The organism is Mesorhizobium sp. P2_D1 (genome assembly GCF_056404455.1).
Genome location: NZ_JBFUDZ010000003.1, coordinates 37,660 through 51,215, shown reverse-complemented (window position 1 = coordinate 51,215; position 13,556 = coordinate 37,660). Strand labels below are relative to the sequence as shown.

Annotated in this window: 12 protein-coding genes; 6 read left to right on the top strand and 6 right to left on the bottom strand. The window is 62.5% G+C overall.

Features of this window, described 5'->3' with window-relative positions; translation table 11 throughout:
• Positions 1–8: 8 nt before the first annotated feature.
• From AC1D0I_RS04405 to AC1D0I_RS04390, 4 genes are all read left to right on the top strand, one after another.
• Positions 9–1,199, top strand: a complete 1,191-nt coding sequence (locus AC1D0I_RS04405) for a pyridoxal phosphate-dependent aminotransferase (protein ID WP_477393508.1) — start codon at positions 9–11, stop codon at positions 1,197–1,199.
• 88 nt (positions 1,200–1,287) lie between these two features.
• Entirely contained in the window at positions 1,288–2,085 is a 798-nt protein-coding gene (locus AC1D0I_RS04400) for an ABC transporter substrate-binding protein (RefSeq protein ID WP_457152476.1), read from the top strand.
• Positions 2,086–2,245: 160 nt separating this feature from the next.
• Complete coding sequence (locus tag AC1D0I_RS04395) at positions 2,246–2,920, top strand: amino acid ABC transporter permease (RefSeq protein ID WP_477225280.1); 675 nt, start codon at positions 2,246–2,248, stop codon at positions 2,918–2,920.
• Positions 2,921–2,965: 45 nt separating this feature from the next.
• Positions 2,966–4,240, top strand: coding sequence for a cysteine desulfurase-like protein (locus AC1D0I_RS04390; protein ID WP_477393317.1), 1,275 nt, complete (start codon positions 2,966–2,968; stop codon positions 4,238–4,240).
• 215 nt (positions 4,241–4,455) lie between these two features.
• Here AC1D0I_RS04390 and AC1D0I_RS04385 read toward each other — a convergent pair whose 3' ends face one another.
• From AC1D0I_RS04385 to AC1D0I_RS04365, 5 genes are read right to left on the bottom strand one after another with little or no spacing between them, the layout of a single operon-like run.
• Complete coding sequence (locus tag AC1D0I_RS04385; protein WP_477393315.1) at positions 4,456–5,286, bottom strand: dipeptide ABC transporter ATP-binding protein; 831 nt, start codon at positions 5,284–5,286, stop codon at positions 4,456–4,458.
• The gene (locus tag AC1D0I_RS04380; protein ID WP_477393313.1) at positions 5,283–6,134 is read right to left on the bottom strand and encodes an ABC transporter ATP-binding protein; all 852 of its coding nucleotides are present in this window, start codon (positions 6,132–6,134) and stop codon (positions 5,283–5,285) included. The genes AC1D0I_RS04385 and AC1D0I_RS04380 overlap by 4 nt, the downstream gene beginning before the upstream one ends.
• Positions 6,134–7,045 (bottom strand): ABC transporter permease subunit, encoded by a 912-nt coding sequence (locus AC1D0I_RS04375; protein WP_477304957.1) that lies wholly within the window; start codon positions 7,043–7,045, stop codon positions 6,134–6,136. The genes AC1D0I_RS04380 and AC1D0I_RS04375 overlap by 1 nt, the downstream gene beginning before the upstream one ends.
• Positions 7,045–8,052, bottom strand: a complete 1,008-nt coding sequence (locus AC1D0I_RS04370) for an ABC transporter permease subunit (protein WP_095082599.1) — start codon at positions 8,050–8,052, stop codon at positions 7,045–7,047. The genes AC1D0I_RS04375 and AC1D0I_RS04370 overlap by 1 nt, the downstream gene beginning before the upstream one ends.
• A gap of 43 nt (positions 8,053–8,095) precedes the next feature.
• On the bottom strand, positions 8,096–9,694 hold the full coding sequence (locus AC1D0I_RS04365; protein WP_477304955.1) for an ABC transporter substrate-binding protein: 1,599 nt from the start codon (positions 9,692–9,694) through the stop codon (positions 8,096–8,098).
• Between the two features lie 455 nt (positions 9,695–10,149).
• On the opposite strand from AC1D0I_RS04365, the gene AC1D0I_RS04360 reads away from it, so the two are divergent.
• Both AC1D0I_RS04360 and AC1D0I_RS04355 read left to right on the top strand, forming a co-directional pair.
• Positions 10,150–12,102, top strand: coding sequence for a long-chain-fatty-acid--CoA ligase (locus tag AC1D0I_RS04360; RefSeq protein ID WP_477393312.1), 1,953 nt, complete (start codon positions 10,150–10,152; stop codon positions 12,100–12,102).
• Entirely contained in the window at positions 12,099–12,836 is a 738-nt protein-coding gene (locus AC1D0I_RS04355) for a class I SAM-dependent methyltransferase (RefSeq protein WP_477393311.1), read from the top strand. Before AC1D0I_RS04360 ends, AC1D0I_RS04355 begins: the two co-directional genes overlap by 4 nt.
• Here AC1D0I_RS04355 and AC1D0I_RS04350 read toward each other — a convergent pair.
• Positions 12,833–13,555 (bottom strand): HAD family hydrolase, encoded by a 723-nt coding sequence (locus tag AC1D0I_RS04350; protein WP_477225274.1) that lies wholly within the window; start codon positions 13,553–13,555, stop codon positions 12,833–12,835. The two genes, AC1D0I_RS04355 and AC1D0I_RS04350, sit on opposite strands and share 4 nt — an antisense overlap.
• Between the last annotated feature and the right edge of the window lies 1 nt (position 13,556).

The window sequence follows — 13,556 nt, the reverse complement described above, 5'->3', positions numbered from 1 at the left end:
TGTCGTTCATGCTGCCCCAGTCGTCGTCCAGCGCGCGCTATGCCTTCGATGGCATTCGGGCGCAAATCCGTGACCTGCATACCGAGAACATCGCCAACCTTGCCGTTCGGGCGCGCGAACTCGGCGACGTCATCGCGCTCTGGTACGGCGAAGGCGACATGGTGACGCCCGCTTTCATCCGCGATGCGGCCAAGGCTGCCTTCGATGAAGGCCTGACCTTCTACGTTCCCAACATGCGCGGCCATGGCCCCCTGAATGAGGCGCTGTCGGAGTACCAGACGCGCATCCATGGCCGGCCGATCCCGGTCGCGCGCACCACTGTCACGCCGGGCGGCATGCAGGCGCTGTACCTTGCGCTGGAGCTGCTGGTCGATACCGGCACCAACGTCGTCTATGTCGCGCCGCAATGGCCCAACATCCACAACGCCATCCACCTGATCGGCGGCGAGCCACGGCCGTTTGCGCTCGACTATAGGGGTGACTGGCATCTCGACCTCGACCGGCTGTTTGCGACCTGCGACGCCCGCACGCGGGCGATCTTCCTATCGACGCCGTCCAACCCGACCGGATGGACCGCCTCAGCCGAGGAAATGCGCGCGCTGCTCGAGTTCAGCCGGCGCACCGGCATCTGGATCATCTCCGACGAGGTCTACGGCCGGCTCTATTTCGATGGCGATGTTGCGCCCTCCATCCTGCAGATCGCCGAGGATGGCGACCGGGTGCTGTCGGTCAACAGCTTCTCGAAGGCCTGGGCGATGACCGGCTGGCGCATCGGCTGGCTGACGCATCCGTCCGGGGTGGCCGACCAACTCGGCGCGATGACGCAATATGTCAACAGCGGCACCGCCGCGCCAATCCAGGCCGGTGCGGTTGCAGCGATCCGCCAGGGCGAGCCGCTGGTCGAGGAGATCAGGCAGCGGATCAGGACTGGCCTTGACCTCGCCTATGACCGGCTGACGCAAATTCCGGGCGTCATCCTGCCAACGAAACCGCGCGGCGGCATGTATGCCTTCTTTGCCATGGAAGGCGAGAGCGATGCACGGCGCGCCTGCACCAGGATTCTCGAGACGGCGCGCGTTGGGCTGGCACCCGGTCATCTGTTCGGAAGTTCGGCAACGGCCTTCCTGCGGATGTGCGTGTGCCGTGAACGCAAAGAGATAGCGACCGCGCTCGACCGCATGGTCGCGGCCATGAATTGACGCCCTGCCGACGGTGGGACGGCAAGAAACCGTGCGGGGCCAACCCCGCCCGATCAACGACCAGAGGGAACACCCCAGAGGGAACACCATGAATCTGAACCGTCGCAATCTCATGCTTCTCGCCGCCGCTATCGGCATCGCCGCCGGCCCTGCCACCGCCTATGCCGCCGACGTCCTCAATGTCGGCGCCTACCCGACCAACCCGCCCTTCGAGTACAAGAACGAGAGCGGCACGTTCGAGGGCTTTGAAGTCGACATCGTCAACGAAGCAGCCAAGCGCATCGGCATGACCACGGATATCGCCGACCTCGGCTTCCAGGCGCTGTTCGCCGCCACGACATCGAAGCGCATCGATGTCGCCATCTCGTCGATCACCATCACGCCGGAGCGGCTGAAGTCGCAGTCGTTCACGCAGCCCTATTATGATTCCGACATGGGCATCGCCACCAAGACCGACAGCCCGATCAAGGCCGAAGCCGACCTCAAGGGCAAGATCGTCGGCGTGCTATCCGGCTCGACGGGCGAAACCTGGGTCAAGGGGCATCAAGAAGCCGACGGCTTCGCCGACGTGAAGGGCTATGACACGCAGCAGAACCTGCTGCTCGATCTCAGCGCCGGACGCGTCGATGCGGCCGTCAGCGACATCCCTGGCATGCAGTACTCCTTCACCAAAATGAAGGACCTGACAGTCAAGGAGCGCATCAAGACCGGCGAGCAATACGGCCTGATGATGACCAAGGACCACCCGCTGCTCGGCAAGCTGAACGACGCGCTGACCGCGATGAAGAAGGACGGTACGCTGGCCGCCATCCACAAGAAGTGGTTCGGCAGCGACGCGCCCGCCGATTCCTCGACCGTCAAGGAAATGCCGCTGCCGAAGGCCTGAGCGGCGACTGACAGAACGCAGGCGTGCCGGCTCGAAAGGCCGGCACGTCCTGTTTTATTCATGCCCTTCCCGGAGCCGTGGTTTGGTACGGCGCAGCCGATTTCGGTGTTCGGGTCTTGCTCTGGCGTCACTGGACGCAAAACGCTTCGGGAACGCTCCCATGTCGCTGATCGACACTTTCTTCAATCCCGATGTCATCATGTCCAGCCTGCCGGCGCTGCTGCGCGGCTTCCTGAACACACTGCTGCTCGGGCTGCTCAGCATAGGCATCGGCATCCCCATCGGCCTGGTGATCAGCCTGGTGCGACTTTATTCGCCGAAGCCGCTGCGGTGGCTTGCGGTCGGCTACACCGACATCTTCCGCGCCCTGCCGGTGCTGGTCGTGCTGATCCTGATCTACTACGCGCTGCCGTTTCTCGGCATCCGCCTGTCATCCTGGGCGTCCGCCGTGACGGCGTTCGCCATCATCATGTCGGCCTACTCGGCCGAGGTGTTCCGCTCCGGTATCGAAAGCATTCCGCGCGGCCAGTTCGAGGCGTCGCAGGCGCTCGGCCTGCCGTTCCTTTTGACCTTGCGCAAGGTGGTGCTGCCGCAGGCGGTCCGCGTGGTCATCCCGCCGATGACCAGCAACTGCGTCTCGATGTTCAAGGACACTTCGCTCGCCTCGACCGTGGCGCTGCCGGAATTGTTGAAGGAAGCGACCAATGCGCAGTCGCTCTACGCCAACCCCTCGCCGCTGATCGGCGCAGCACTCGTCTATCTCATCTTCCTCTGGCCGATGGTCCGCCTCGTCAGCTTGCTTGAAGAACGCTTCAAGACCGAAAAGACGCGCTGACCTCGCAAATCAAACCACCCGCCAAGAACTTCGCAGGAGCCGACCTTGAACAAACATCAAACCGACAATGCGAGCGCCGCCGCGTTCCCCGTCGACACCATCCGCGCCATGTTTCCAGCCTTGCAGCGGGCCGGCGATTTCATCTTCATGGACAATGCCGCCGGCGCGCAGATCCCGCAAAGCGTGCTCGACGCGGTGACCAACCATCTGGTTTCGCACAACGTGCAGCGCGGTGGCCGCTATGGCCGCAGCGTCACCGTCGACCAGTCGGTCGCCGACGCCCGCGAGAGTGTCGCACTTCTGATCAACGCCGCCAGCCCGGCCGAAATCTGCTTCGGCATGAACGCCACCTCGTTCATCCGCCTGGTCAGCCTCGGCATCGGCCAGATGCTTCAAGAGCGCGACGAGATCGTTATTACCGACATGGACCACGACGCCAACATCGCCACATGGCTGGCGCTGGAGTCCGCCGGCGCCAAGTTCAAATGGTGGCGTATGCGCGAGGACGGCAATCTGCATGTCGACGATCTGCGCCCGCTGGTTTCCGACCGCACCCGGCTGGTCGCCTGCACGGTCACAGCGCATTCTATCGGCTCGATCGTCGACGTCGCTTCCGTTGCCAAGATCGCACGCGCCGCCGGCGCCGAGGTGTTCCTGGACTGCGTGCACTATGGGCCGCATGGGCTGATCGACGTGCAGGCCTGGGATTGCGATTACCTCGTCTGTTCAGGCTACAAGAACTTCTCGCCGCATATGGGCTTCCTGTGGGGCCGCTTCGAGACGCTGAAGCGGCTGCCGACCTTCCGCGAGGATTTCATCCCCGACGAGCCGCCCTACAAGGTCGAGGCCGGCACCTTCATCTACGAGAACGTCTCGGGCATGGATGCGGCCGTGCAGTATCTCGAACTGATCGGCCGCAATCTCGCGCCATCCAACAACCGCTCGCGGCGCGAAAACATCGTCGCCGGCATGGCCGCCATCCGCGACTATGAGCTGGTGCTGGCTCGCGAGATGCTTGGCGTGCTCAAGGATTGCGGCGCGACGATCTACGGCGTCGCCGACGAAGCCCGCATAAACGAACGCGTACCGACCTTCTGCTTCAACATCGGCAGACTGTCGCCGCAGCGGATCGTCGAGGAAATGGCCGAGATGCAGATCGGCATCCGCGACGGCCACATGTACGCGCCGCGGCTGATGAAGCGGCTCAACCTGTCGATGGACAGCGGCGCCATCCGCGCCTCGCTGGTCCACTACAACACGGTTGAGGAGATCAGGCGCTTTGGCGAGGCGCTGCGCACCATCATCGCCAAGCTGTCGTAAGCGGCTTGGCCTAGAGCAATTCCAGGAAAAGTGTGAAACGGTTTTCCGTCCGGAATTGCGTCAAAACAAAGAGTTAGAGCGGCTCGCCGTTTCCGTGAAACGGTGAATGGTGGCTTCCGAGAACCGGAGCGGAGCGTACTTAAGGTGCGTGAGCACCGAAAGCGCAGGAAGCCGCCATTCGCAGGCCGGCCTCACCTGAATATCGACACGCCCGGTCAGGCGGCCTTCTTCTTTGCCAGCCTCGCCTTGATCGAGGCGACGTCGGCGCGCGGCGTCGCGGCGAACAGCGTCTTGGTGTAGCTGTGCTTGGGGTCGGCAAAGACCTCTTCGCGCGAGCCGTATTCGACCGCTTCACCGAAATACATCACCATCACGTCGTCGGCGATGTAGCGCACCACCGACAGGTCGTGGCTGATGAAGACATAGGTCAGTTGGAACTCGTCCTGCAGGTCGGCGAGCAGGTTGAGCACCTGCGCCTGCACAGACAGATCGAGAGCCGAGACCGGCTCGTCCAACACCAAGAGGCTGGGGTTGAGCATCAGCGCTCGGGCAATGGCGATACGCTGGCGCTGGCCGCCGGAAAACATATGCGGATAGCGATTGTAGTGCTCGGGTCCGAGACCGACCTTCTGCAGCATCTTCATGGCAAGGTCGCGCCGTTCCTCGGCCGGCTTGCCGGTGTTGATGAGCAGCGGTTCGCCCAACACGTCGCCGATTTTCTGGCGCGGGTTGAGCGACCCGTAAGGGTTCTGGAAAACGATCTGCACCTTGCGGCGCATCTCCTTGCTCAGCCCGTCCTTGGCGATGTCGACCTTGTTGCCGTCGATGAACAGCTCACCCGAAGTCGCAGGATCGATCAGCGTGATGATGCGGGCCAGCGTCGACTTACCGCAGCCGCTTTCACCGACGATCGCGAGCGTCTTGCCCTTGTCGACGCTGAACGAGACGCCCTTGACCGCATGCACCGTGCGCTGTGCGCGAAACAGCCCGCCCCCGACATGATAGTCGCGGACGATATTCTTGCCTTCGACGACCTTGATGCTCATGCGGCGGCTCCCGAAGGCGCCGGCTCGAACAGCATGTCGGAAACGGTCGGCAGCCGGTCGCCGACGGCATTCTCCGGCAGCGCGGACAAAAGCGCGCGCGTGTAGTTGCTCTTCGGCGATTCAAACAGCGACAGCACGTCGGCCTCTTCCATCTTGCGGCCCTTGTACTGGACGATGACGCGGTCGGCGGTCTCTGCCACGACGCCCATATTGTGGGTGATCATGATCAGCCCCATGCCGTATTTTGCCTGCAGCGAAACCAGGAGATCGAGGATCTGCTTCTGGATGGTGACGTCGAGCGCGGTGGTCGGCTCGTCGGCGATCAGCAGCTTCGGATTGCAGGCGATGGCGATGGCGATCATGACGCGCTGGCACTGGCCGCCCGACATCTGGTGCGGGAACGAGTTCAGCCGTTCCGCCGGCTCGGCAATACCGACCTGCGTCAAGAGTTCGATGGCGCGCTCCCGGCGCTGCGCACCGGCCATACCCATATGAAAGCGCAGCACCTCTTCGATCTGGAAGCCGACGGTGAAGCAGGGATTGAGGCTGGCCATCGGCTCCTGGAAGATCATCGACATGTCCTTGCCGACGATCTTGCGCCGCTCGGCAGGGCTTAGCTTCAGAAGATCGCGGCCATTGAAGCTCATGCGGTCGGCGGTGACCGTGGCCGTCCATGGCAAAAGCCCCATGACCGCCAACATCGAAACCGATTTGCCCGAACCGGATTCGCCAACAATCGCCAGCACTTCGCGCTCGTCGACATGGAGCGACACGCCGTCAACGGCGCGGAAAGAACCGGAAGCGGTCTGGAACTCGACGACGAGGTTCTGGATATCGAGCAGCGCCATCACGACCTCCTCAGTTTCGGATCGAGCGCGTCGCGCAGACCGTCGCCAATCAGATTGATGGCAAGCACAGTGATGAGGATGGCAAGACCGGGGAAGGTCACCACCCACCAGGCGCGCAGGATGAATTCGCGCGCCGAAGCGAGCATCGTTCCCCATTCGGGCGTTGGCGGCTGGGCGCCGAGGCCAAGAAAACCCAGAGCGGCCGCCTCGAGGATAGCGTTGGAAAACGACAGCGTGCCCTGGACGATCAGCGGTCCCAGGCAATTCGGCAGGATGGTGCGAAGCATCAGCCTGATATGGCCGGCGCCGGCGACCTTCGCCGCCACGACATATTCGCGGCTCTTCTCCGCCATCACGGCGGCGCGCACCAGCCGCGCGAAATGCGGCTGCAGGACAAGCGCGATGGCCAGCATCGCGTTGAACAGGCCGGGACCGAGGATGGTGACCATTACCAGCGCCAGCAACAACGACGGGAAAGCCAGGATGAGGTCCATCACGCGCATGATCGCCACGTCGACCCAGCCGCGGAAATAGCCGGCCAGCAGGCCGAGCGTGATGCCGCCGGTGAGCGCCAGCGAGACCACGACCGCGCCGATCAGCAGCGAGAAGCGCGCGCCGTAGAGCAGGCGCGAGAGGATGTCACGCCCGACCGGATCGGTGCCGAGCAGATATTGTGTCGAGCCGCCGTCCTGCCAGGCCGGAGGCCGCAGGAATGCAGTCTTGTCCTGGACGTCGGGTGCATAGGGAGCCAGGAGCGGCGCAAACAGCGCCGCCAGCACCAGCAGGATGAAGACGAACAGGCCGATGACGGCGCCGCGGTTCACCGAGAAATAATACCAGAAGGTCCTGAGACCGGTGAGGCGATCCGGGTTGCCGGCGGCCATCGGGGCGATTTCGGTCGACTGGCTCATCATGCCGCCCTTATGCGTGGGTTGATAACGGCATAAAGTACATCGACGATCAGGTTCACGGCCATGACGATAAGGGCGATCAAGAGCAGGCCAGACTGCACGACAACATAGTCGCGCTTGGATATGGATTCGACCATCCACCTGCCGATGCCAGGCCAGGAGAAGATCGTTTCGGTAAGGATGGCCCCGGCGAGCAGCGTACTAACCTGCAGGCCGATGGTAGTGACCACCGGAATGAGTGCATTGCGCAGAGCGTGCACGCCGATGACTCGGGCCGACGAAAGCCCCTTGGCTCGGGCCGTCCGCACGTAGTCCTCGCCCAGCACCTCGAGCATAGCGGAGCGCGTCTGGCGCGCTATCACAGCCAGCGGAATGGTGCCGAGCACAATTGTCGGCAGCACCAGATGGCGCAATACCGAGCGAAATGCATCCCATTTGCCGTAGAGCAAGGTGTCGATGGTCATGAAGCCGGTGATCGGCTTGAAGAAGAACTGCAGGTCGATGCGGCCGTTAACCGGTGTCCAGCCGAGATAGCCGGAGAAAAAGATGATCAGCAGCAGGCCCCACCAGAAGATCGGCATGGAGTAGCCGACGAGCGCCGTGCCCATCAGCGACTGGTCGAACCAGGAGCCGCGCTTGATCGCCGCGAAGATGCCGGCCGGAATGCCGAGCACCATGGCGAAAATCATGGCGAAGAACGACAGTTCCAGCGTCGCCGGGAAGAGCGTCTTGAACTCTTCGAGCACCGGGCGCTTGGACGAGATGGAGACCCCGAAATCGCCGGTCACGACCTCGCCGACATAGCGTGCGTATTGCTGCCAGATCGGCAGATTATAGCCGAACTGTTCCTTGAGTTCCTCGTAACGCGCCGGCGCCACGCCGTGTTCGCCGGCCATGGCAAGGATGGGATCGCCAGGCAGCAGCCTGACGAAGGCGAAGGCACAGATAGTGATGCCGACAAGCGTCGGGATCAAAAGTGCAATTCTGTGAAGTATATATTTGAGCATGGCGAAGGGGGCAGCGCTCTACAGCGCCGCCCCACTCAATATCTTATTCGGCTTTGTCGACGCCGTCGAAGCGGTGAATGCCGAGCGGGTCCATCATGAAACCGCTGACATTCTTGCGCACGACTGCGTAGACTTGGCTGTGTGCCAGCAGGAAGGCCGGAGCCTGCTTCTGGAAGACGACCTGCGCCTGCTCATAGAGCTTGGTGCGCTCGGCCTGGTCGCTGGTCTTCTTGGCCTTCTGGATCAGGTCCTCGAAGTCCTTGTCGCACCAGCTCGAGTAGTTCGAGACGCCGATGGCGGAGCAGGCGAATAGGGTGGCGAAAAAGTTGTCCGGATCGCCATTGTCACCGGTCCAGCCAATCTGGAAGGCGCCTGGACGGTCCTTCTTCTTGCCTTCCGAGCGATACTTGGTCCACTCGTAGTTCACGATCTCGGCCTTGACGCCGACCTTGGCCCAGTCGGCCTGGATCAGTTCGGCGGCGCGCTGGAAGTTCGGGTTGTAAGGACGAACGCGATCGGAAGCCCAGAGCTGGATTTCCGTCAGCCCGGCAGCGGACAGAACCTTCTTGGCCGCATCCGGATCATAGGCGTCGGCCTTCACATCCTTGTCCCACGACCACATGGTCGGCGGGATCAGGTTTACGGCCGGCGTGGCGCCGGCGTCCTGGAACAGCGACTTGATCAGTGATTCCCGATCGATAGCCTGATTGAGCGCATGGCGCACCTCGGGCTTGTCGAGTGGCGGGATGGTGGTGTTGTAGCTCATGTAGCCGATGTTCAGGCCGGCCTGATCCATCAGGGTCACGTCCTGGCTGGCCTTGATCGTGCCGATGTCGGCAGGATTCGGATAGGGCGCGATGTCGCATTCGCCGGCAAGCACCTTCTGGATGCGGGCGGTCGCGTCAGGCGTGATGGCGAAGACGAGATCGTCGATCTTCTCCTTGCCCTTGAAATAATCCGGATGGGCCGCGTAACGGATAACCGAATCCAGCTGATAGTCGACGAACTGGAACGGACCGGTGCCGATCGGCTTGGTGGAGAAATCGGCCATCTTGCCGGACTTCTCCAGCTGCTCGGCATATTCCTTCGACACGATCGAGGCGAAGTCCATGCCGAGGTTGGCAAGCATGGGCGCGTTCGGCTCGGTCAGGGTCAGCTTGACGGTCAGGTCGTCGACCTTTTCCCACTTGGCGACATACTTCGGCATGTCCATGCCGGTGTAATAATCCCAAGTCAGGTTCGGCAGGTATTTATCGCCGTTCCACGGGTTCGCCTTGTTGAACTGACGGTCGAAGGAGAAGACGACGTCGTCGGCATTGAGGTCACGGGTCGGCTTGAAATAGTCGGTGGTCTGGAACTTCACACCCGGATGCAGATGGAAAGTATAGACCAGGCCATCGTCCGAGATTTCCCACTTGTCGGCAAGGCCGGGCTCGACCTCGGTGCCGCCATGCTTGAATTCGACCAGGCGCGAATAGACGGTGCGCGACGAGGCATCGAAGTCGTTGCCGCCCGTCGTCGTACCCGGATCAAAATTGGCCGGCGATGCTTCCGAGCAATAGACAAGCGTCTTCGCATTGGCCATGCCGCTCAGGACGCTTGCGGCCAGCAACGCGGCCGCAAAAGCGAGTTTCTTTTTCATTGAGCACTCCCTGATGTTCTTCCAAGCCCCTCTATCAGGCTCGCGAAGCCCGCATATAAGCACCGTTTTTCCGGCTTTGGAACACCCCGTTTGCTTACCCCTCGGGAAGCAGGAAAAAAATCCGCCATTTTGCTAAATGGCAGAAAAAATTAGCAGTTTTTTCCATTCACGGGATTGTTAACGACCGCATTTTTTTATTGATCTCTGATCTGGCGATACAGGTCGTGCGCGGGCCTTGGCCCAGCCGAGGGTGCGGCAGGATAGCGGTTCGCAGTATCGGCGGCAGGGGAGATTCTTGGCGGCAAATCTTTCGCCGCCTTGCCGCAGGGGCAAGACTTGCACGGCCGCCGATAGAGGCAATACATAGAACAGATCCAGGCAGCAGTGGGGGACGTCTCCGTCAATTCACGGGCGAGCGCGGCACGGGCGAACAAGAATTATCCAGGGAGGAACGGGTGGCAAAAGCATCAAAGACGACGGCGCCGGTGAAAGCCAAGGCGGTCAAGCCGAAAGCGCCCGTTGCCAAAGCCGTCGCGGCAAAGCCGAAGGCGGCCCCCGTGCCGGTGCAGGCAAGCGCAAAGCCGGCGGCCAAGGCCAAGCCTGCCGTCGGAAAGCCGGCGTCCGCGGCTAAGCCCGCCACTGCCAAGCCCGCCGCCAAGCCCGCGACGACGGCTGCAGCGGCGAAGCCGGCCGCGGCCTCGCGATTGCCGGAGGCGCTGACGGCCCTGGCTGCCGGGCTGCCGGAAAAGCCATGGCTCAAAAGCTATCCGAAAAGCGTACCAGCTGAAATCGGCGCCTTGCCCTACAGCTCGATCGGCGATTTCCTGGTCGCCGCCTGCAAGCAATTTTCCGCCCAGCCCGCCTTTACCTGCATGGACAAGTCCATCAGCTATGCCGATGTCGAACGGCTGTCGGCGGCCTTCGGCGCATACCTGCAATCGAAGGGACTGCAAAAGGGCGCACGCGTCGCCCTGATGATGCCCAACGTGCTGCAATATCCGGTGGTGATGATGGCCGTCTTGCGCGCCGGCTATGTCGTGGTGAACATCAATCCGCTCTACACACCGCGCGAACTGGAGCACCAGCTCAAGGATTCCGGTGCACAAGCCATCGTCATCCTGGAGAACTTCGCCAGCACCTTGCAGGCGGTCATCTCCAGAACGGCGGTCAAGCATGTCGTGGTCGCCGCGATGGGAGACATGCTCGGCGGACTGAAGGGCACGATCGTCAATTTCGTCGTGCGCCGGGTGAAGAAGATGGTGCCGGCATGGTCGCTGCCCGGCCATGTCAAGTTCAACGCGGCCGTCAAGGCCGGCGGCGGCGTGGGCTTCAAGCCAGCCAAGGTGGCGGCCGACGATGTCGCCTTCCTGCAATATACGGGCGGCACCACGGGCGTCTCGAAGGGCGCAACGCTGCTGCACAGCAACGTGCTGGCCAATGTCGTGCAGAACGCGCAGTGGATGGAAGACGCCTATACGATCAAGCCGAAACCGGCGCATCCGAACTTTATCTGCGCCCTGCCGCTCTATCATATCTTCGCGCTGACGGTGAATGCGCTGATGGGCATGCAGCAAGGTGCGCGTAATGTGCTCATTCCCAACCCGCGCGACATTCCCGGCTTCGTCAAGGAACTGCAGAAATATCCGATCCACATCTTTCCGGGCTTGAACACGCTGTTCAACGCCCTGCTCAACAATGAGGACTTCCGCAAGCTCGACTTCAAGCCGCTGGTGCTGACGTTGGGCGGCGGCATGGCGGTGCAGAAGGGCGTCGCCGAACGCTGGAAGGCCCTGACCGGCTGTCCGGTGACCGAAGGCTACGGGCTGTCGGAAACCTCGCCGGTGGCCACCGCCAACAAGTTCAGCGCCAGCGACTTCACCGGCACCATCGGCCTGCCGCTGCCGTCGACGGAGATCGCCATCCGCGACGACGACGGCAACAATCTGCCACTCGGCGAGGTCGGCGAAATCTGCATCCGGGGGCCGCAAGTGATGGCGGGCTACTGGAACCGGCCGGATGAGACCGCCAAGGTGATGACCAAGGACGGCTATTTCAAATCCGGCGACATGGGCTTCATGGACGAGCGTGGCTACACCAAGATCGTCGACCGCAAGAAGGATATGATCCTGGTCTCGGGCTTCAACGTCTATCCGAACGAGCTCGAGGAAGTCGTGGCGATGCATCCGGGCGTGCTCGAAGTGGCGGCGATCGGCGTGCCGGACGAGCATTCGGGCGAAGTGCCGAAGCTGTTCGTGGTCAGGAAGGACCCGGCGCTGACCGCAGAGACGCTCACCGCCTATTGCCGCGAGAACCTGACCGGCTACAAGCGGCCCAAATACATCGAATTCCGGACCGAGCTGCCGAAGACGCCGGTCGGCAAGATCCTGCGGCGGGCGCTGCGCGAATGACGGCAGCCGACGGCCTTGGCGCCGTGGATGCACCTTGCCGTCCTGACCCGACCGAGTTCATCAGGGCGAACATGCGCATCGCCCCGGTGCCGTCGCTTCCCGAGATCCGGCTTTATACGCCTCATCCGGGGAGTGGCCTGAGGCGGCTTATCGATCCGCGGCAAAGCTTCGACGATGATGACGACACGGCCGAGGCGGATGAGGATGGACCCGATCCGCAGCCGCCCTACTGGGCCTATGCCTGGGCCGGCGGCGCCGTACTTGCACGCTATATACTCGACCATCCGCAAACCGTGGCCGGTCGCCGCGTGTTCGACCTCGGCGCCGGTTCGGGTCTTGTCGGCATTGCCGCGGCCAAGGCCGGGGCGAGCGCGGTGATCGCCGCGGAGATCGATCGTAACGGCATTGCCGCGATCGGCCTCAACGCCGCGGCCAACGGCGTTGCGATGACGGTCATGGGGCAGGATATTACCTGCGGATCGCCGCCTGCGGTCGATGTCGTCACCGCCGGCGACGTCTTTTATGGACAGGACGTCGCCGACCGCGTCATGCCTTTCCTTGACCGCTGCCTTGATGCCGGTATCGAGGTTCTTGTTGGCGATCCGGGCCGCGCCTACCTGCCGCGATCGCGGCTGCGCCTGCTTGCCGAATACCAGGTGCCGGACTTCGGCCAGACGAAAGACAGCGCGCCGAAGAGCGGTGTCTTCCGTTTGGAGGGTATATCCGGCCGCTAGATCGTTTCCTTGACTCGCGCCGACAGAAAATCCGGCAGGTCGGCAACCGAATCCAGCACCATATCGGCGATCGACGACAGCGATTCACGTGTGCCGGTGCCGGAGAGCACGCCGATCGCCAACCCGCAGCCGCCGGCTCGCGCCATCTCCAAGTCGTGGCGATTGTCGCCAACCATGGCGATTTGCGCCGGCTTCAGCCCGGTCAGGTCGCAGAAGGCGAAGATCGTGTCCGGCGCCGGTTTCGGATTGGCCACCGCGTCATAGCCATAGGCAGCGTCGAAGAGCTGGGCGACGCCAAGCGTGACCATCGTCTTCTCCGCGCCGCCGGTCGAATCGTTGGTAGCGACGCCGAGCCGGTAGGATCGCTTGTGCAGCACTGTCAGCGTTTCGACGATGCCGGGCAGTGCCACCGCCATCGACGAGCCTTGCACGGACGTGATTTCGTTGAAGCGCGCGACGGCCAGCATCTGGTCCTCGTCGGACAGGCGCGGGAACCACAGTTCGACGACATCCATGTTGGTGCCCGAGGCAAAGATCGAATCGGGCCTGAACCGCTTGTTGACGAAATCGAAACCCGCCGCCGAAAGCAGCCTGTCGGCCTTCCAGCGATCGCCCTCGGCGGCATCCATGGCCATGAAGTCGGCAATGCCGAGCCAGGTCGCGTTGAAGTCGACAAGCGTCCCATCCTTGTCGAACAATATGCCCTTGATGTCTGCCAAA